This window comes from Rothia endophytica (assembly GCF_928381505.1).
Taxonomy (GTDB): Bacteria; Actinomycetota; Actinomycetes; order Actinomycetales; family Micrococcaceae; genus Rothia; species Rothia endophytica_A.
Genome location: NZ_CAKMSJ010000004.1, coordinates 199,316 through 219,407, shown reverse-complemented (window position 1 = coordinate 219,407; position 20,092 = coordinate 199,316). Strand labels below are relative to the sequence as shown.

12 protein-coding genes are annotated in these 20,092 nt (G+C 58.1%); 9 read left to right on the top strand and 3 right to left on the bottom strand.

Annotated features, from left to right (window positions below; all coding sequences use genetic code 11):
• Entirely contained in the window at positions 1 to 2,937 is a 2,937-nt protein-coding gene (locus L6990_RS06595) for an S-layer homology domain-containing protein (RefSeq protein WP_237203286.1), read from the bottom strand.
• Positions 2,938 to 3,224: 287 nt separating this feature from the next.
• Here L6990_RS06595 and purS point away from each other — a divergent pair, with 287 nt between their 5' ends.
• From purS to L6990_RS06570, 5 genes are all read left to right on the top strand, one after another.
• Positions 3,225 to 3,476 (top strand): phosphoribosylformylglycinamidine synthase subunit PurS, encoded by a 252-nt coding sequence (gene purS / locus L6990_RS06590; protein ID WP_237203285.1) that lies wholly within the window; start codon positions 3,225 to 3,227, stop codon positions 3,474 to 3,476.
• Positions 3,477 to 3,481: 5 nt separating this feature from the next.
• The gene (gene purQ / locus L6990_RS06585) at positions 3,482 to 4,279 is read left to right on the top strand and encodes a phosphoribosylformylglycinamidine synthase subunit PurQ (protein ID WP_237203284.1); all 798 of its coding nucleotides are present in this window, start codon (positions 3,482 to 3,484) and stop codon (positions 4,277 to 4,279) included.
• A 29-nt stretch (positions 4,280 to 4,308) separates the two neighbouring features.
• Positions 4,309 to 6,627 (top strand): phosphoribosylformylglycinamidine synthase subunit PurL, encoded by a 2,319-nt coding sequence (gene purL, locus L6990_RS06580; RefSeq protein ID WP_237203283.1) that lies wholly within the window; start codon positions 4,309 to 4,311, stop codon positions 6,625 to 6,627.
• Positions 6,628 to 6,896: 269 nt separating this feature from the next.
• Complete coding sequence (locus tag L6990_RS06575) at positions 6,897 to 9,416, top strand: HAD-IC family P-type ATPase (protein ID WP_237203282.1); 2,520 nt, start codon at positions 6,897 to 6,899, stop codon at positions 9,414 to 9,416.
• A 375-nt stretch (positions 9,417 to 9,791) separates the two neighbouring features.
• Positions 9,792 to 11,897 carry a glucose PTS transporter subunit IIA gene (locus L6990_RS06570; protein ID WP_237203281.1) on the top strand — a complete coding sequence of 702 codons (2,106 nt, stop codon included), beginning with the start codon at positions 9,792 to 9,794 and terminating at the stop codon, positions 11,895 to 11,897.
• A 93-nt stretch (positions 11,898 to 11,990) separates the two neighbouring features.
• Here the strand turns inward: L6990_RS06570 and L6990_RS06565 are convergent, their stop codons facing one another.
• A complete protein-coding gene (locus L6990_RS06565) occupies positions 11,991 to 12,464 on the bottom strand; it encodes a GNAT family N-acetyltransferase (protein ID WP_237203280.1) in 474 nt (157 codons plus the stop codon).
• 379 nt (positions 12,465 to 12,843) lie between these two features.
• On the opposite strand from L6990_RS06565, the gene L6990_RS06560 reads away from it, so the two are divergent.
• The 3 genes from L6990_RS06560 to L6990_RS06550 all read left to right on the top strand — a co-directional run bounded on the left by L6990_RS06560 (position 12,844) and on the right by L6990_RS06550 (position 17,492).
• Entirely contained in the window at positions 12,844 to 14,607 is a 1,764-nt protein-coding gene (locus L6990_RS06560; RefSeq protein WP_237203279.1) for an ABC transporter family substrate-binding protein, read from the top strand.
• 144 nt (positions 14,608 to 14,751) lie between these two features.
• Complete coding sequence (locus L6990_RS06555; RefSeq protein WP_237203278.1) at positions 14,752 to 16,284, top strand: ABC transporter permease; 1,533 nt, start codon at positions 14,752 to 14,754, stop codon at positions 16,282 to 16,284.
• Entirely contained in the window at positions 16,284 to 17,492 is a 1,209-nt protein-coding gene (locus L6990_RS06550) for an ABC transporter permease (RefSeq protein WP_237203277.1), read from the top strand. Before L6990_RS06555 ends, L6990_RS06550 begins: the two co-directional genes overlap by 1 nt.
• A 108-nt stretch (positions 17,493 to 17,600) precedes the next feature.
• Here L6990_RS06550 and L6990_RS06545 read toward each other — a convergent pair whose 3' ends face one another.
• Positions 17,601 to 18,221, bottom strand: coding sequence for a PH domain-containing protein (locus L6990_RS06545; protein ID WP_237203276.1), 621 nt, complete (start codon positions 18,219 to 18,221; stop codon positions 17,601 to 17,603).
• Between the two features lie 82 nt (positions 18,222 to 18,303).
• Between L6990_RS06545 and L6990_RS06540 the strand changes: the two genes are divergently transcribed.
• On the top strand, positions 18,304 to 20,055 hold the full coding sequence (locus L6990_RS06540) for an ABC transporter ATP-binding protein (protein ID WP_237203275.1): 1,752 nt from the start codon (positions 18,304 to 18,306) through the stop codon (positions 20,053 to 20,055).
• Positions 20,056 to 20,092 lie beyond the last annotated feature (37 nt).

Here is a 20,092-nt window from a genome sequence, read left to right as displayed (position 1 = left end):
TTAGCGGATGCTTGCGTACAGCAGGGCGGCGGCAGCATCCCGCTTCAGGGGCGCATTGGGGCGGAAAGTCTTGCCTGTATCGCCGCCTTGCTCAGCTAACCAAGCAATCGCCCGATAAGACGATCTACGAGTCAGTACGTCCTTGTAGGGAGACTGCGCAGGCGCAATATAGTCGCTAGGGCCTACAAGATTGAAGAGAGCAATCGCGAGGTCTTCCCGCTCAGCATTGCTGGACGGACGGAAGGTACCCGTCGCAGACCCCGGCATGAGCCCCCTTTCGCTGGCCCATGCAATTTCGCGGTAGTACTTATGGCTTACAGGTACATCCTTGAAGGGAGATACTCGAGGAGCGACGTAGTTTTCCGGGGCCTCATGCCTGAACAAGTAGGACGCCAGCTCGCCTCGTTTTACGTTAGCGCGAGGCTGGTATGCCCCCGACTCTGAGACCTGGATGATCCCGTTACGCGCAGCCCACTGAATTGCGGTGTAGTTGGCGTGGCTCGGCTTGACGTCAGTAAAGACAAAATCGGTGGCTTCAGGTTCTTCGCTGGGTTCGGGCTCCGGAGTAGGAACGACGGGCTCTTCGCTAGGCTCGAGTTCGGGAGCAGGCTCCTCACTCGGGGCAGGGGTGGGTTCCGCTGCCGGAGCTACGGGAAGATTAATTCTTTCTCCCACGAACTCGTATTCCTGTTCACTGCCATCGAGCGAGCTTGTAGCGGTGAAGGTTGCACGGGGTTCGAAGTAGCGTCGCTCAAGGTCCTCAGCAGTAACAGTGTGCTGGGCTGAGGTGCAAGTGTAGGACGCCCCCGCCGCCAGGTTGCGCCAACGGCAGTTAGGGATGCCGTCGCTAAAGAAGCCGCGTTCAAAGTTGCCAGCAGTGGGAGTCGAGGTCACAGTAAAGGGCGAAGTATTTGCGACGGTGAAGCTATAGTTGATGAGATCACCTTCCACATACTCTTCCTTAGGCTGGCTGGTAGCCTCACCTGTAACCGTCAGAGTTGGGGTCAAATCAACATCGCGGACCTTCACAGGCGCACCAGTGTGGCTCATGCTGACCGTCCGAGAGCTATCTGCAACGGAGGTGACGCTAAAGCTCATTGTGGGCACGAAGTAGCCACGGTCTATATCTTCCTGAGTCACAGTGTGTTCAGCGGTAGTGCATGTGTAAGAGGTGCCAGCGGCTAGGCGGCTATAACGGCAGTTCGGGGTTCCGGTGATAAAGAAGCCGGTATCAAGGTTTCCGGCGGTAGGCACTACAGCTACGGTTTCGTCCGATGTACTAGTGACAGAGAAAGTGTAACGGATTTTCTCTCCTACGGAGTAGGGCTGATTTGCGACATCACGGGTAGCTGCCGAAGCGGAATGAATCTGGGCCCCGAAAACTGCGCTCGTACCTTCAACTGTGGTGCGGAAGGTAAAGCGGGACTGCTTTCCGTCAGCAGCTGTAAAGACAGCGTCGACATTGCCGGTTCGGGCACTTGTCGCTGCGTCAAGGCGGACGTTGACAGTTTGGGTTTCTCCGGGCTGGAGGGTAATTTCTTCGGTCTGGCCGCCGCTGAAGTAGCCGGTATCCGCCAGGGTAATTCGCCCACTAATAGCGGTAGATTCCTGGTTGGTGATGGTGACAGGAACATCTACACCCTGCCCCGCAGTAACGGTGACCGGCTGAGCGCTCAGGGGAGCACAGACCATATTAAGCCATGCCTCGTCGAATGTGCCGAAACGGATATCGGTAGCGTAGCTGGCCTCATACAGCACACCGAACTTGCCATTAGATAGGGCAGTACCCGATGAATAGGCAGAGAAACCGGGATTGATTTGACGCAGACCTGGCCAGGTTTCACCGTTGTCGCAGGAGACTCGAGCTGAAAGATTTACACGGTTGTGGTTGGCGTTGTTATTGGAGTTAGTAAAGATTAGTTTTTTAGCCTCGTCGCTCCCTTGGGGGGCATTGGGGTACATACGGAAAATTGAGGCATTGTTAGTGGGATCAGGCAGCTCAGTATCGAGGGTTACCGGGCCCCAAGTTTGGCCGCCGTCCTCACTGATAGCGACCTTGCGGTAGCCAGAGTTGCCGCTGTCGCGGGAGTTGAGCAAAAGACGTCCGTCCGAGAGTTCAACGGTCTTGTTTTCGTCCATGGCACTGCCCACAAAGTCACCCCGCTGCCAGGTTTGGCCGTGGTCATCGGAGTAAACAGAGTAGGCTTTGATAACTTCCTGCCCGCTCTCCGTCCTGACTTTTCCTGCGAACTGCTGAACCAGGCGTCCGGCGTGCTCACCGTACTTCAGCTGAATGCCCTCACCCGATGTTGCAAATGTACTTTTAACGTCACCGGGCTGGGGGTTGGTTTTGCTGGTTCCAGGTTTGACGATAGGGGTAATGTCTCGCGGTTCGCTCCAGGTGATCCCTCCATCGGTTGACTCGGTGACGACCGCACCGATGATGTTCCGGTCATTTTCAATGTCGTTGCCGTATTCACCCCCCTGGAAGCCCTGGTCCTTCGAATAGACGAAGAAAGCGAACACTTTACCGGCTTCGCTATCGACTACGAAAGAAGGGTCAGAGTAGCCGTATTTCTGAATGCCAGGTTGGGCTAGCTGGCCTTGGGCTATGTAGTAGATATCGGACCAGGTCTGCCCGTAGTCCGTTGAGCGGCGCATGACGATAGAGTTGGGGTTGGGCGAGTCAGCGGCATTAAAAGGACGCCCATCCCAGGCAGCAAGGACGATCCCATCCCCTAAATCGGCGAGGGCGGGAATGCGATAATTTGAGGAATCCCCAAACAGCTGACCGGCAATGTTCTGTTCAGAATACTGGCCGGGCTTACCTGCAGGGCCAAGCACTGGAGCGGTCAAAGCCTGCGCCGGGAGCATACCCGCCAGTGCTGTAGCGGCAAGTGTAGGGACGGTCAGGAAGGGGGCTAGTTTTTTACGCATGAAATCTCCTATATATGAAGCTAGTGACCAGCGATAAACCATCATTTAAGTGATGTGAACCATAGGTGTTGTCAATCAGCGTACAACATGGGATGTCCTACCTCTAGGGTTTTTGAAAAATTTAATGGTTATAGCCGGACAAGTCGGATGTTTAGGCGTAGCACCCATCAAACCGAGCCCAGAAAAGCCCCGCGCCCCACCGTCTCACTTTGGCCCACGCGGTGCCCTAACCCGGTAAAATAGAATCCGGCTCTATATAGATTCCAGCACCCGAGGAGTGCCCATTCATGGCCCGTATTGTTGTTGATGTTATGCTCAAGCCCGAAATCCTAGACCCCCAGGGTAAGGCTATTGCGAACGAGCTCCCCCGCATCGGATTGTCGAACTTCACCGACGTCCGCCAGGGCAAGCGTTTTGAGCTCACCGTTGAGGGCGCAGTGACCGAGGAGCTTTTGGCTCAGGCACGTCAGGCCGCTGAAGAACTGCTCTCTAACCCCGTGATTGAAGACGTTGTTAACGTCGAAGCTCTGGAGGACTAAGACATATGGCAGAGTCACTCGCAGCTCACGAAGTGCCCCTGGTGGGGGACTTCTCACAAGACACCCCCGATAACGCTCTAGCAGGTGTGCGCGTCGGTGTTATCACCTTCCCCGGCACTCTGGATGACCGTGACGCAAGCCGCGCCGTCCGCCTAGCCGGTGGCACCCCCGTACCGCTGTGGCACGATGAAGCGAACCTACACGATGTAGATGCCGTCATTGTTCCCGGCGGTTTTTCGTATGGAGATTACCTGCGTGCCGGCGCTATTGCCGCCAAGGCAGCAGTCATGAGCAAGGTAGTAGAGGCCGCTCAGGCAAGCGAAAACCCCCTGCCCGTGCTGGGTATCTGCAACGGTTTCCAGATTCTGACCGAAACCCACCTGCTGCCCGGCTCCATGATTAAGAACGATCACCGCAAGTTCATCTGCCGTGATCAGACCCTGCGCATTGAGAACAACCAGACCTTCTGGACCAGTGATTTTGAGGCTGGGCAGGACATCGTGGTGCCCCTGAAGAACCAGGACGGCCAATACGTCGCCGATGCCAAAACCCTTGAAGTGCTTGAAGCTGAGAACCGTGTGGTCTTCCGCTATGTTGACGTAAACCCCAACGGGTCGCGCAACGATATTGCCGGAATCTCAAATGAGCGCGGCAACGTCGTTGGTCTCATGCCCCACCCCGAGCATGCTGTGGAGCCGTGCTTCGGCCCCTCGTCCTCAGGTTTTGGCACCGTTGGCCTGCGGGGTGGCGCAGACGGTCTGGGCGTCTTCACCTCTGTTCTCAACAAGCTCGTGGGCGCCTAAGCGCTGGTTTCTAAAGGATTTATGTACTAATGAGCGAAAAGAAGTTTAACCTCGACACCGTTGAGCACGCCGCGGCAACCCCCGATACCGAGCTGCCCTGGGCTGAGCTGGGACTCAAGGAAAACGAGTTCGAGGACGTCAAGAAGATCCTAGGGCGCCGCCCCACCGCCGCTGAACTAGCCATGTACTCGGTCATGTGGTCGGAGCACTGCTCCTACAAGTCCTCCAAGGTTCACCTCAAGCAGTTCGGTGCCAAGGTCACCGACGAGATGAAGAAGGACCTGATGGTGGGCATCGGCGAGAACGCCGGCGTCACTAATATCGGCAACGGCTGGGCCGTTACCTTCAAGATTGAGTCCCACAACCACCCTTCCTACGTTGAGCCCTACCAAGGTGCAGCAACCGGTGTGGGCGGCATTGTGCGTGACATTATCTCCATGGGTGCACGCCCCGTGGCCGTCATGGACCCCCTGCGCTTTGGCGCCATCGACCATCCGGACACCGCCCGCGTCCTGCCCGGCGTTGTTTCCGGTGTGGGCGGCTACGGCAACTCCCTGGGCCTGCCCAACATCGGCGGCGAAGTTGAGTTCGACGAGTGTTACCAGGCCAATCCCCTAGTGAACGCCCTGGCTGTTGGCATTATGCGCCACGAGGACATCCGCACCGCTAACGCTTCGGGCACCGGCAACAAGGTCATTCTCTTCGGCGCCCGCACCGGTGGCGACGGCATTGGCGGTGCTTCAGTTCTGGCATCAGAGTCCTTCGACGACACCAAGCCCTCTAAGCGCCCCGCCGTTCAGGTGGGCGACCCCTTCGCTGAGAAGGTGCTCATCGAGTGCTGCCTGGAACTCTTCAAGGGCTCAGTTGTTGAGGGTATTCAGGACCTCGGCGCAGCGGGCATTTCCTGTGCAACCAGCGAACTGGCGTCCAACGGTGACGGCGGTATGCACGTTGACCTCACCAAGGTTCTGTTGCGTGATCCCACCCTGACCCCGGGCGAAATCCTCATGTCAGAATCTCAGGAACGCATGATGGCTGTGGTGACCCCCGCCAACCTGAATCGTTTCGAAGAAATCATGGAAAAGTGGGACGTTGAGTACTCCGTGCTCGGCGAAGTGACCGGCAGTGGCCGCCTCACCATCGAGTGGGAGGGTGAAATCATCGTTGATGTTGACCCCAAGACTGTTGCCCACGATGGCCCCACCTACGAGCGCCCCTACGCCCGCCCTGCCTGGCAGGACGAGTTGCAGGCCGACAAGTTCATCGGTTCTAGTGCGGACGACGCCCGCCCCACCGGTGCTGAGCTGGGCGAGGCCATCAAGGCTTTCATGGCTGCCCCCAACATGTGCTCCAAGTCCTGGATCACTAACCAGTACGACCGCTACGTTCAGGGCAACACTGCCCTGTCTATGCCCGATGATTCTGGCGTGATTCGCGTGGATGAAGAGACCGGCCTGGGCGTTGCTCTGGCCACCGACTCTAACCCCCGTTTCACCAGGCTGGACCCCTACGAGGGTGCGAAGGCGTCCCTGGCGGAGGCCTACCGCAACGTGGCTACCGTGGGTGCCCGCCCCGTGGCTGTCTCTGACTGCCTGAACTTTGGTTCCCCCGAGGACCCGGATGTCATGTGGCAGTTCGCTGAGGCTGTACGCGGCATCGCCGATGGCTGTATGGAACTGGGCGTGCCTGTGACCGGCGGTAACGTCTCCCTCTACAACCAGACCGGTGGCAAGGCTATTAACCCCACTCCCGTGGTTGCCATGATGGGTGTGATGGACGACGTCACCCGCCGCACTCCCTCCGGTTGGGCTCCTGAGCACGATGGTCAGGCTCTCTACCTGCTGGGCACCACCGGTGACGAGTTGGACGGCTCCGAGTGGGCCCGCTACAAGGGCCACCTGGGCGGTCTGCCCCCCAAGGTTGATCTGGCTGCTGAGAAGCTGCTGGGCGACATGCTGGTGAACATGAGCCGTGACGGCATGATTGATGCTGCCCACGATGTTTCTGCCGGTGGCCTGGCGGCTGCCCTGGTTGAGGGTTGCCTGCGCTTTGGCGTCGGTGCCCGTGTGGGTCTGGGTGAGGTCGCTGAGCGCGACGGCGTGGACACCTTCACCCTGCTCTTCTCAGAGTCCCTGGGCCGCGTTGTTGTTTCTGTTCCCCGTAGCGAAGAGGTTCGTTTCAAGGACATGTGCACCGCCCGCAACTACCCCTTTGCCCGCATTGGCGTAGTGGACGCTGAGTCCAACGCTCTGGCAATCCAGGGCGAGGCTGACATTGACCTGGACGAGCTGCGCGAAGCCCACGAGGGCACCCTAGCCCGCCACTTCGGCGAGGTTGCCCCCAGCTAGCCGCTAGCTACCCGGCATAAGGACGCCCGCCCCCGCTTTGAAAGCTAGGGCAGGCGTCCTTCCCTCATCTCACCAGCCTCTGGTCCATCAAAATGCTGGCAGGGCTTCACACGATGGAGCGGCCGATAATTTTATGGGCCGGTCTCTATCCCAGGACGGGGTGAGCAGGGCAGAATTCATACTCTCGGCTGAGGTGCCCTACGTTTCTATCGCGCTAGGCTAGTAGGGTATGGCACTTGTTGCCTCGTCCCTCTGCCCCAGGAGCCTTTATGACGCCCGCCGCGCCTACCCACCGCGTGAATGTGAGTACCCTTCCAGACAGCGTCCTTGAGATCGGTGGGCTGACCGATCAGCAGGTTGCCGAACGAATGGACGCCGGGCTGGCAAATACCCAGAACACGGCAACCTCGCGCAGTACCGCCACCATTGTTAGGTCTCACCTCTTCACCATGTTCAACCTCGTACTGGGGCTGTGCGGGCTGGCAGTGATTATGGTGGGCAGTTGGCTCGACACCCTCTTCTTGTTGGCCGCTATTGCCAACGTCATTATTGGTTTTGTGCAGGAGTTTTCTGCCAAGCGCCAGCTGGATAAGATTGCTCTGCTCAACCGCGATCCACTCAAGGCGGTGCGCAACGGCCAGGTGCAGCAGGTGGCTCTTGATCAGCTGGTACTTGATGATCTAGTCCTGCTCACCAGGGGCGATCAGGTGCCCGCCGATGCCACGGTCCTCAGCAGTGACGGCCTTGATCTCGATGAATCTCTGCTGACCGGTGAGAGCGACCCGGTAGCTAAGCAGCCGGGGGACGCCGTGCTCTCAGCGTCCTCGGTGATTGGCGGCTCAGGCAGGGTGCGGCTCACGGCGGTGGGCTCGGCGTCCCGCGCCGCAAAAATTACCGCTGAAGCCCGCCAGTTTAGCCTGATTCACTCCGAGCTACGAGCCGGTATGGAGCGAGTGGTTAAGTGGATTACCTTTGCCCTAGTGCCCATCATCGCTATTGTGCTCAACGGCCAGATGGTTGCCGCCGGGGGTTGGGCTTTTGCTCTAGAAACCGGCGCCTGGCGTGGGGCTTTGATTACCGCTGTTTCATCGGTGGCTGCCATGATCCCACAGGGGTTGGCACTGATGACCACCATTTCTTTTGCGGTAGCGTCAGTCAAACTGGCTCAGACCAAGGTGCTCATTCAGGAGCAGCCTGCCGTTGAGATGCTGGCCCGCGTAGATACCGTCTGCTTTGACAAGACTGGAACACTAACCGAGGGCGGTGTTGCCTTCAACAGCGTTCTACCGCTTGACGTTGCAGCGGGTGAGGGCGGCGGCCCCCGGCTTGCGTCAAAGGGGCAAGGCTCCGATATCCCCGCCGCGGTGACGGGTTGGCAGGGTGCTCTAGCCTGGTTTGGCGCTGATGAGAACGCAAACCCCACCGCTGCTGCCCTACACCCAGCTTTTGAACAAGTATCTGCACGTGTAGCAACCGGCGTCCTGCCCTTTTCCTCTGCCCTTCGCTTTTCAGCTGTGGAGTTCGCAGATACCGGCGCTTGGGTACTGGGGGCGCCAGAAGCTCTGCTTCCGGTCAAGCACCCGTCTAGGCAAACAGCTGAGCACCTAGCCGCAAGTGGCCTGCGTACTATGGTGCTGGCCCATGCACCCGCCTTAACCCGCGAGAGCGGCAAGGTAAGCTCGGTACTCCCATCTGAGCTAGAGCCCCAGCTTTTCGTGACCTTCCGTGAGCAGGTGCGCGCAGAGGCCCCCGCTACCCTCGCCTACTTTAGGGAGCAGGGCATTGATCTCAAGATTTTCTCCGGCGACAACCCACAGACCGTGGCCGCGGCTGCTCGCCTAGCGGGCATGGACGTCGCCTCCGGCGCTGTTGATGCCTCAACGCTGCCCGAAACCGGCGAAGAGTTAGTGCAAGCAACGATAAGCCACAGCGTCTTTGGCAGGGTCTCGCCCGAGCAAAAAAAGAACATGGTGCTGGCGCTGCAAGCCCAGGGACGCACCGTTGCTATGACGGGTGACGGCATAAATGATGCTCTGGCTTTGAAACATGCTGATTTAGGCATAGCTATGGGCAACGCCGCACCTGCCACCAAGGCAGTTTCTCGCCTGATTCTATTGGATGGCAGGTTTGACCGCCTGCCGGGCGTGCTTGCCGAGGGGCGCAAAATTATCGCCAACATCGAGCGGGTCACCAATCTCTTCCTCACTAAGACCACCTTCGCCATCCTTCTGGGCATTACGCTGGGTCTGCTCTGCTGGAACTTCCCCTTCCTCCCCCGCCAGTATTCCACCGCCGATCTGCTCATTGTGGGCGGGCCTGCCTTCCTCTTGACCATGTTGCCCAACAAACGCCACTACGTCAGCGGCTTCTTGCAGCGCGCCCTACACTTCGCTCTGCCCGCAGCGCTGGTAATTACCTGCGTGCTGGTCTTCGTCAATGGCTATGGCAGAGCCCAGGGCGAGAGCACGGTGCACCTGCAAACAGCGACCTTCATTGCACTGGTGCTGATGGGTATCTACAACATCAGCACAGTCCTGCGGCCCTTCAAGCTGGTGGGGCTAGTTATTGTGGGTGGAATGTACGCGGGTCTGGCTCTAGTTCTCTTGCTACCCCCTTCGCTCTGGTACCACCAGTTCTCTATGCCTCAGGGGGCATATTTGCTGGCAACGCTAGCTTCTGCTGCACTGGGCTGCTTCCTACTTGAGGTCAACCTGCGTCTGCACGGGACATGGCTGCGTGCCAAGCACCCAGAAGCAGTGGACGCCGCAGATAGAGCTCAGACACACTAGTCACATCGAACCAGGTTGCCAGCAGGTCTATTCACCTACTCTGCCACTTGGGCGTTCTTTCCACCCGAAAATTAGGCTTGCACACCGCAGATAAGCGGAGTATCGTTTTATGCGAATGAGGCTCACACCTCAGAAAAACTTCATTTCAATCATCAGGATTGTTACTGGTTAAGCAGGCAAGACCTGGGTTGTTTACAGCTCTTTAGGCCACCGGTGTATCTGCACCGAAGTTCAAGATGAAGAGCATAGCTCTGCTCCCTTGTGGGGTGGTGTCAGTAAACAGCTCGGGTCTTTTTGGTGTTAAAAAGCCGCCTCACTTTTGCCGTTGAAGGCGGCAGCCGGTAGCAACCCGCACCTCACACGAAGGAAAGATCCGTGAATAACTCACAGATTGGCGAGAGCATCCTCGAGGGCCTGGGCGGCCCCGAGAACATCTCTCACTTCACACACTGCGCCACACGCCTGCGTGTTACCCCTCAGTCCAATGCGGCTATCGATAAGACCAAGATCGAAAAGACCCCCGGCGTCCTTTCTATCATTGAGCAGTCCGGCCAGACCCAGGTTGTTCTGGGCGATAAGGTTGAGGGTGTCTACAACGAGATGCTCAAGCTCCCCGGCATGAGCAATGTAGGTGGCGGCACCGTAGACGCTAACGCTGAGCATGAGGGCAACAAGCCCGGCATCCTCACCCGCGTCTTTGATGTCCTGTCTGACTCCTTCCGCCCCATCCTCTGGGCGCTGCTGGGTACCTCGATGATCCTTACCCTGATCGTCTTCTTGCAGCAGTTTGGTTTCTTCGGTCAGTACACCGACCTCACCGGCCAGATTGTCAACATTGACATCGTGAACGGCCCCCGCCTGTCAGACCCCGAAGCTGCAGCTGCCATGCTTAACGAGTGGCGCGCTGCTTTCCCCTTCTGGTTCATTCTGCTGGCAGCTTCCCTCTCAGTTCTGCAGTTCATGCCTATCATGATTGGTGCAACCGCTGCTAAGCGTCTGGGCGCTAACATGTGGGTTGGTGCGGCTATCCCCGCTGCTCTGATGACCGGCACCTTCCAGGGCTTCCAGGACATCGCCGTTGACGGTGTTGTTCAGGTTCCCTTCTTCGGTCTAGAGATCCCGCTCTACGTCTTCAACTACACCGGTCAGATCTTCCCGCCGCTCTTCGCTGCTGCCCTGCTGGCTCCCCTTGAGCGCTTCCTCAAGAAGGTCATTCCCACCATGCTGCACATGGTCTTTGTGCCCATGATTTCTGTGATGATCCTGGTTCCCCTGACTGCTTTCGTAGTTGGCCCTATCGGCATCCGCTTCGCACTGGGCATTTCGGACGTCATTGGTAACGTCAACGAGGTAGCCCCCTGGCTCGTCGGCGGTCTGATCGCCGGCCTGTACCTCTTCATGGTTCCCCTGGGTCTACACTGGCCGCTAAACGCCGTCATGATCAACAACCTGCAGACCATGGGCACCGACTTCATCCAGTCCCCCATGGGTGCCTACAACTTCGCAGTCTTCGGCCTAGTCACCGGTGTTGCTATCCGCGCTAAGCACAACAAGGAACTACGCCAGACCGCTACCGGTGCTGCCGCATCCGGTCTGCTGGGCGGTATCTCTGAGCCTTCCCTCTACGGTGTGGTTCTGCGTTACAAGCGCGTCTTCCCCCTGATTCTGGTCCCCGCTATCATCGGTGGTGCGACCATCTCAGCACTGGGTGTTAAGTCCTACGCTTTCGCTTTCACCTCACTGCTCTCCATCCCCGCTATGCAGCCCTCAGGCTACTACGCTATCGGTCTTGCTATCGCCTTCTTCGGTGCTATGGCTGGTGTGCTGGTCTTCGGTTACGAGTCAAAGACCCAGCGCGCTGAGTCTGATGCGGCCCGTGCTGCAGCAGTTTCAACCACTGACACCACCGAGTCTGCGGTAGCTCCCGCAGCTACTCCTGCCACTTCTGTTGCTGCGCCTGCCGCTGCTGCTACTGTCGGGGCCGCAACTTCAGCTGTCGCAGCTCCCTGGGCTAGCGATTCAGAAACTGAAATCGTTCTGGGTGCTCCTCTTGAAGGCCGCGCTATTCCGCTGTCTGAGGTTCCCGACCCCATCTTCGCCGCAGCCAAGCTGGGCAAGGGCGCCGCTATTGAGCCCACCGGTAACACCGTGGTAGCCCCTGCTGCAGGTAAGGTCACCGCAACCATGTCATCGGGTCACGCTGTTGGTCTCAAGCTAGATAGCGGTGTCGAGCTGCTCATCCACGTTGGCATTGACACCGTAAACCTGGCCGGCAAGGGCTTTGACGTGAAGGTTGAGAAGGGCCAGCAGGTTGCCGCAGGCGATGTGCTGCTGACCTTTGACCCCGCTGTTATCACCGAGGCAGGTTACCCGCTAGTCACCCCCATCCTGGTCACTAACACCGTGAAGTTTGAGGACGTCACCGGTGAAACTGGTCCGGTTACCCTGGGTGATACTCTGCTGAAGATCACCACCAAGTAAACCGACTGTTTAGGTTTACCGCACAAGAAGGGGGCCGCACCATTATGGTGCGGCCCCCCTTTCTGTATGGAGTTACAGCTTATCTATCTATATCTAAAGGTCTAGCACCATGTGCACGTGGTCAATCCCGGCCTCCAGGTAGCCCTCCCCCACCTGCTTGAAACCTGCGGCTCCGTAGTAACGGTCCTTGAGATAGGCCTGCGCACTGATGGAGATACGCTGGGCATCAGTGTTGGCGCGTACCCAGTCGATGGCGGCGTCCAACAGCTCTTTACCCAAGCCTGTGCCGCGAGCATCGGGGTGAACTGCCACTCGCCCCATCGACCAAGCACCAGGATCAAGAGGGTGGGAATCATCAGAAAAAACGCCCAGGTCAAAGAGGCGAAGATAGGCTAGCACCTCACCTGCCTCATTAGCGTGAAAGAAGTGCAGAGCTTGCCGGTCGGCCCGGTCAATCTCGTTTTCTTCGGTAATTTTTTGCCCCACCACAAAGACCAGGCCACGCAGCAGATATATCTCGTTGAGCTCCTCGAGGGTCAGCTCTTTAAAAGTCTTGAGAACAAACACGCAAACCAGCCTATACGCAGGTCAACAGCCTGTCAGCTGGCTCAAGTCATAAGCCCTGAAGCCATACCACATAATGATATCGACAGGCTACTGTTAAGTTTTTTTAAATGCTGGAGAGTACCAAAACTGCTCTGACCTGGGGGTTCACCGAAAGGCCCGCACCCCTTACAAACACACATCAAGTTTTTCAAGAGAATTTTCGATTTTTGTACTTTCCACAGGAAACTATGGTCTAAGATTTAGGAAACTAAAAGTGTTACCCACCACACCTTTACCACTACCCCGGTAGGTCAAAAGGTGGCCCGTCGTCCGTGGTGGATGCCGTTGGGCGGGTATCCCTAGCCACCATCCTTATTCCCTTTACCCAAGGAGACACCTCATGCGTAAGACCCGCATCACTTCAGCTCTGAGCCTCTCAGCAGTCGCAGCCCTGGCTCTCTCAGCCTGCGCTAGCACCGATTCAGGTTCATCAGCTTCCGGCGATTCTTCAGCCGACTCATCAAAGTCAGCTTCCATCGCTATTACCAACGTCTTCTCGTCATTGAACACTGACACCGCTGAAGGCAACTCGGACACCAACGGCATAATTAGCGCCATGACCACCCGTGGCTTCTACAGCATTACTGATGAATTCGATATTCGCCACAACGACTGGTTCGGTTCATACGATATGACCGAAGAGGGCGAAGGCATGAAGGTCGACTACAAGGTCAACGATGACCAGAAGTGGTCCGACGGTAACGACATCGATAAGGGCGACCTCCTGCTTGCCTGGGCAGCTTACTCAGGCTACTTCAACGGAGAGGGCGAAGAGGGCGTCACCTTCTTCGATTACGCGGGTGAAACCGCCGGTCTGGGTGAAGCAGGTATGCCTGAGCTGGGCGAAGACGGCCGCAGCATCACCTTCTCCTACCCCAAGGCTTTCGCTGACTGGGAGAGTGCCTTCAACATCACCACTCCCGCTCACGTCGTAGCTGAACTGGCTGGACTGGACGAGGACACCCTGGTGGAAACCCTCGAGAATGCTACCCCCGGTGAAGAGAACGAAAACCTGCAGAAGATTGCAGATGCATGGAACACCGGCTTCAACACCACCACCATGCCTGATAATGAGGCACTGACTGTAGGCAACGGCCCCTACCTGGTCACCGATGTTGTCGAGAACCAGTCCATCACTCTGACCGCTAACGAGAATTACCAGGGTGACACCAAGCCCGCCATTGGTGAGGTAGTGCTTCGTGTCAATGGCGACGCTTCCTCCCAGGTTCAGGCCCTAAAGAATGGCGAAGTTGACGCTGTAGCTCCTCAGGCATCGGTTGACACTATCTCCCAGCTGCAGGATCTGGAGAACACCACCACCACCGTTCAGCCTGACCAGTCCTACGATCACCTGGATCTTAACATGGTTTCCGGCGGTGTCTTTGAAGACAAGGACGTCCGTGAAGCCTTCCTGCTGACCGTTCCCCGCCAGCAGATCCTGGATAGCCTCATCAAGCCCATGGACCCCGAGGCTGAAGTACTCAACTCTCAGCTCTACGTAGCCTCAGATACCGAGAACTACGATGATGCCGTCTCCAAGAACAACTCGGATATGTACCCGAGCGATGATATGGATGCCAACATCGAGAAGGCTAAGGAACTGCTGGGCGGCAAGACCCCCACCGTGCGCATCCTCTACAATACTGCCAACCCCAACCGCGTCAACTCCTTCGCCATGATTCAGGAATCAGCTTCTAAGGCCGGCTTCGACGTGGTAGACGCAGGCACCGAGCAGTGGTCATCCTTGCTGCCCACCGGTAAGGATGGCGGCTACGACGCCTCCATCTTCGGCTGGGTTTCATCAGGTATTGGCAACTCATCCCTCGGCCAGATTTTCAAGGAAGGTTCATCCTCCAACTTCACCAGCTACTCCAACGATATCGTCAACGCTAACGCTGACGAGATCATGGTGACCCTGGATCAGGCACGCATTGAAGAACTGAAGAAGGAAGCTGACGGTGAGCTCTTCAAGGACGCCTATGGCCTGCCCCTCTTCCAGTCCATCGCGGTTACTTCTTACAACAGCGACCTGACCGGTGTAAAGCCCAAGCCCGGCCAGTACCCCCTGACCTGGAACATTGAAGAATGGGACTTCGCAGCATAATTCCTGCCGCCCTCGTCACGCCACATCTATCCATGTGGATTGCATGAGTCACTTGGCGCGGACGCTCAGTAGCGTCCGCGCCTTCTGGCTGTTCTACAGGGCCCCTTCTTTAGCGAATTTCCCCTAACCCTTTCAGGATTCATCATGTTCATGTATTCAGTGAGGCGTTTGATCACCGCGGTCTTTATTCTTTTCGGTGCATCCTTCCTCATTTATAACCTCGTAGCTATCGCGGGCGATCCCCTCGAAGAGCTGCGCACCAGCCAGTCACCCAATAGGGACGCCCTTATTGCTCAGCGCACCGCGCTCCTCGATCTGGACACTCCAGCCCCCCTGCGCTATTTCAAATGGGTGGGTGGCATCCTAGGGTGCTTCGCGGGTAAGTGCGACTTCGGTTCTAACCTAGCCGGTACACCGGTCACTCAGTTGCTCTCTAACGCAATTCTGCAGACCCTCACCCTGGTGGTTGCCTCCACCATCCTTGCAATCCTGATTGGTATCAGCCTGGGCATCGTCTCAGCACTGCGCCAGTACTCGGGCCTTGATTACACCATCACCTTCCTCAGCTTCCTCTTCTTCTCCCTGCCCTCCTTCTGGATTGCAGTGCTGCTCAAGGAGTTCCTGGCCATTGGCTTTAACAACTTCTTGAGAAACCCAACGGTTACGATACCGACCACGCTGATTATCGCTGCGCTAGCAGGTCTCTTCTGGTACTCAGCCTCCTTCGGGAAGCAGAAGACCCGCTACCTCATGGGTGTGTTGGGCTTCGTGCTCACCGCCGGGCTCATTATCTTCGTTTCAGCCACTGAATGGCTGAGCAACCCCTTCCTGGGTATTCCCTTCCTGCTGCCGCTTGGCGTCATTGCTGCCCTGCTCTTCACCGTTTTAGTCTCGGGTATGCGCAACCGCCGAGCCCTGGGTGCTGGTCTCACCATGGTCGTCGTTGGTCTTGCGATCTACTTCCCCATTCAGAGCCTCCTCAACCAAGCAACCTTCCTCATGGTCGTCATCATCGCAGTGGCCATGATGCTGGTGGGCTGGGTAGCTGGCCTTCTCTGGGGCGGCTACGATAAGGGCCAGGGCGCCCGCGTGGGTATGCTCTCCGGCCTCGCCATGGCTCTGCTGATTATTGCCGACCGCTTCATGCAGGCCTGGCCCGACTACGTGGGCAACAGCCGCATTAAGGGACGCCCCATCCCCACCGCTAACGCTTCAACCCCCAACCTGCAGGGCGACTTCTGGATTCTGAGCACCGACACGCTCACCCACATCCTGCTGCCCACCGTAGCCCTCACCCTGATCTCCTTGGCAGCCTACTCACGCTACTCGCGTGCGTCCATGCTGGAAATCATGAACCAGGACTACATCCGTACCGCTCGCGCTAAGGGTGTCTCCGAGCGCACCGTGGTGATGAAGCACGCCTTCCGCAACGCTCTGATTCCTCTGGCAACCATCATCGCTATGGATATCGGAAGCATCATCGGCGGTGCAGCCATCACCGAGCGCATCTTCGCCTTCAAGGGCATGGGTACCCTCTTCCTTGATTCGCTGGCGCACACCGACCCCAACCCCGTCATGGGCGTCTTCTTGGTCACCGGTATCATGGCGCTCGTCTTCAACCTGGTTGCTGACCTTCTCTACTCAGCACTCGATCCGCGCGTGAGGGTGAAAGCATAATGAGCACTAAAAACACCAACGGGTCCGTATCAGCTGATAAGGAACCCACCACCGAAACCACCGCCCTGCGCTCGATTGAAACTAACGTCGATATCCGCGCTCAAGAGTCCGTGGGTAAAACCCAGGGTCAGATTGTGCGCAAGCGCTTCTTCCAGAACACCGGTGCTGTAGCCTCAGTTTTCGTTATTATCGCGATTCTGCTGCTAGCGCTGACCTCCATCGGCGTTGGCCCCATCCCCGGCTGGTGGGGCTACAACCACACCGAAATGCAGCCCGTGCTCAACGGCGGTGCGCCCAATGCCACCCACTGGTTCGGGCAGGACGCCACCGGTCGTGACCTCTTCGCCATGACCATGCGCGGCACTCAAAACACCGTGCTGGTAGTTCTGCTGATTACCAGCATCGCTGCCATGCTGGGTGTGCTCTTCGGCGGCCTAGCTGGCTACTACCGCGGCTGGGTTGAAGCGGTCATCATGCGCTTTACCGACATGGTTATCATCATCCCGCTCATCCTGCTCACCGCCGTGCTGGGTAAGCTGGCCGGTAGCTACTTCAACGGTATCTGGAACACCATCATGTTCGGTATCGTGGTTGGTCTGCTCTTCTGGTCTTCACTCGCTCGTTTGGTCCGCGCTGAGTTCCTGACCCTGCGCGAGCGTGAGTTTGTGGACGCCGCCCGTCTGGCCGGTGCATCAGATATGCGCATCATCTTCAAGCACATCCTGCCCAACGCCATCGGCGTAGTAACCGTGAACGTATCGCTGATGATGAGCACCGCTATCCTCACCGAAACTGCCCTGTCTTACCTGGGCTTCGGCATCAAGGCACCGGACTGGTCACTGGGTTCCATCATTTCAGCCAACCAGGCAGCCTTTGCTACCCGCCCCTGGCTCTTCTGGTTCCCCGGCCTCTTCATTCTGGCTCTGTCACTGGCCATCAACTTCGTGGGCGATGGTCTGCGCGATGCCTTTGACCCACGTCAGAAGAAGTTCAACCCCAAGAAGGCTACCGAACGCACCGCTCACTCCGCCGAAAACGGTGTGGGTATCGACGGTTCCGCCGCACCGGCAACTGCTGGCGCGGTCACGGTAGACGCTTCGGTTGCCGCTGAAGTTGATCGCCCCGAAAGCTCACGCACTTCGGACTCCATCAACCAGGACCTTGACCCCCAGAACCCTAACGACGACAAGCGTCCGCCCCAGGGCTAACCCAGGGCTACAGCAAAGCGGTGGCGGGCCGTCCCCCGGACTACCCGCCACCGCTGACAACAACTTCACGTGATAACTACATAGAGAAGCAGAACCCGCACGCTGGTGCTACATCATCAAGCCGATGACAGCGAGCACCAGCAGCACAGCAAAGAGAACGCTGCCTAGAAGGTCAGCCTTAGAACGGCAGACAGCGGGAACACCGGCAAGAGCATCGGCCTCCACCTGCTCCTGCCAGTAGCCGCGAATCATCAGAGCCACCGACCCCGCCAGGGAGTTCGGTAAATCAGAGGTTCGCACCGCGCCACCCTCACCGTAGGTAATGGAAGGCAAGCGCTCAAGGTCAGCCGGGCGAGCCCGGCGGGAAGCTACCATGCCACCGGCAGGAATACCAAAAGCCTGGTAACGCTTCTGGGCAGTCACCAGTGTCAGGTTATACCGGGTTGATACATCAATCAGCGCCGCATAATTCACGGTGTGGGTCCAAAAAGGATTCACTACTCTGATGTCTTCCTCCCCCACCACCAGATGCGACCGCCCCAGGGTGTACCAGATAGCGTAGGCCAAAAAAATCAGCGACCAACCCCGCGTCACCACCGCGGATAAACCACTGCTGAAGGCCAACGCAACTAGCACGCTCACCGCCACTAGCACGGCAAAGCCGGTGTACCAGGGACCGCTCTTAGCCCGGAAAACAACCGGTGGGTTCTGCAAATACTGAGACTTCATAGTCTCGTATTCTTCCAGACATAGCTATCACAGCATAAAACGACAAACCTCCTCACACCACGAACAAGAGTTGGGAAAACCAGTGAACACTCCAAACGTACAAGCGACCGGCTCACAGCCCGTGCTGAAGGTTCGCGACCTCAGCGTCGACTTCGGCGTCGACCGCCAGTGGGTGCCCGCAGCCATCGGTCTTGACTACGAGGTCCACGCCGGCGAAGTTCTCGCCATCGTCGGTGAATCAGGCTCCGGCAAATCAGTCTCATCCATGGGCACCATCGGACTGCTGCCCAAGAACGCCCGCGTCACCGGCTCCGTTCAGCTCAACGGCCGCGAGCTGGTGGGTCTCTCTAACACCGACCTGCTCTCGGTACGCGGTGAAGAAGTCGCCGTGATCTTCCAGGAGCCCATGACCGCCATGAACCCGGTCATGACCATCGGCGACCAGATCGTTGAAACCCTACGCCTGCACAAAGACATTGCTCCCGCCCAGGCGAAAGAAGAAGCTATCAAGATGCTGGAAATGGTTGAAATGCCGGATCCCATCAAGGCCTTCAACTCCTACCCCCACCAGATGTCTGGCGGCCAGCGTCAGCGCGCCATAATCGCCCAGTCCCTCTCAACCAACCCCAAATTGCTGATTGCGGATGAACCCACCACCGCTCTTGACGTGACCGTTCAGGCTGAGATCCTGCAGCTCATGCGCAACCTGCAGAAGAAGCTGAACTCAGCCATCATTCTGATTACCCACGATATGGGCGTCGTTGCCGACCTCGCCGACCGTGTAGCTGTCATGCGCCGCGGCGAAATCGTTGAAACCGGCGAAATTCACGAGGTCTTTAACAACCCCCAGCACGAATACACCCAGGCGCTACTCAGCGCCGTGCTGCACCTGGGCGGCGAAGAAATCGACGTCAACGCCGCCATCAATGACGCTGCAGAACAAAACCGCCCCGCCACCGAAATACTCAAAAAGGTAGCGCCAGCCCGCAGCGGCGAGGTCATCCTCTCCCTCAAGGACGTTGCCCTGGAATACCCCAAGCAGGGCCGTGTAGGGCCCTTCCGCGCCGTCACCGGCGCCACCCTTGAAATCCGTGCCGGTGAAGTACTAGGCCTGGTGGGTGAATCAGGCTCCGGTAAATCCACCATCGGCCGCGCCACCGTAGGCTTCCTGGACGTCGCCGAAGGTGAACTGTCCGTCTGCGGCGTGAACATGACCAAGCCCTCCCGCAAGAACCTCGCCCAGGTACGCAAGGACGTCGGTATGGTCTTCCAGGACCCCTCATCCTCCCTCAACCCCCGCCTGCCCATCGGCGAATCCATCGGCGAACCCATGATGCTCGCCGGCGTCGCCAAGGGTGCCGAGCTGCAAAAGCGCATCGAAGAACTCCTGGACCGCGTGGAGCTCCCCCGCTCCTACCGCAACCGCTACCCCCACGAGCTCTCCGGCGGCCAGAAACAGCGCGTAGGCATCGCCCGCGCCCTGTCCCTCAAACCCAAGCTGCTCATCGCCGACGAACCCACCTCAGCACTGGACGTCTCCGTCCAGGCACGCGTCCTAGAACTCTTCCAAGAGCTCCAAGCCGAAATGGGCTTCGCCTGCCTCTTCGTCACCCACGACCTCGCCGTCATCGACGCCCTGGCCGACCGCATCGCCGTGATGCGCCGCGGTGAAATCGTAGAGCAAGGCCCCCGCGAACAGATCCTGCGCCACCCCCGCGAGGTCTACACCCAGCGCCTGCTGGCCGCTGTGCCCCTACCTGACCCCGACGCTCAGACCCAGCGCCGCGAGCTCCGCGCCAAGCTGCTCGAAGAAACCGGCGCCGTCGTCAGCTAAGGGTGCACAAAAAATAAATTCCTCGTAGCTGACCCTC

Bases quoted from the DNA above. Each gene is read 5' to 3' on its own strand.
- purS (WP_237203285.1), top strand. From the start codon at position 3,225: ATGGCCCGTATTGTTGTTGATGTTATGCTCAAGCCCGAAATCCTAGAC.
- L6990_RS06550 (WP_237203277.1), top strand. From the start codon at position 16,284: ATGAGCACTAAAAACACCAACGGGTCCGTATCAGCTGATAAGGAACCC.
- L6990_RS06560 (WP_237203279.1), top strand. From the start codon at position 12,844: ATGCGTAAGACCCGCATCACTTCAGCTCTGAGCCTCTCAGCAGTCGCA.
- L6990_RS06545 (WP_237203276.1), bottom strand. From the start codon at position 18,221: ATGAAGTCTCAGTATTTGCAGAACCCACCGGTTGTTTTCCGGGCTAAG.
- L6990_RS06595 (WP_237203286.1), bottom strand. From the start codon at position 2,937: ATGCGTAAAAAACTAGCCCCCTTCCTGACCGTCCCTACACTTGCCGCT.
- purQ (WP_237203284.1), top strand. From the start codon at position 3,482: ATGGCAGAGTCACTCGCAGCTCACGAAGTGCCCCTGGTGGGGGACTTC.
- purL (WP_237203283.1), top strand. From the start codon at position 4,309: ATGAGCGAAAAGAAGTTTAACCTCGACACCGTTGAGCACGCCGCGGCA.
- L6990_RS06555 (WP_237203278.1), top strand. From the start codon at position 14,752: ATGTTCATGTATTCAGTGAGGCGTTTGATCACCGCGGTCTTTATTCTT.
- L6990_RS06575 (WP_237203282.1), top strand. From the start codon at position 6,897: ATGACGCCCGCCGCGCCTACCCACCGCGTGAATGTGAGTACCCTTCCA.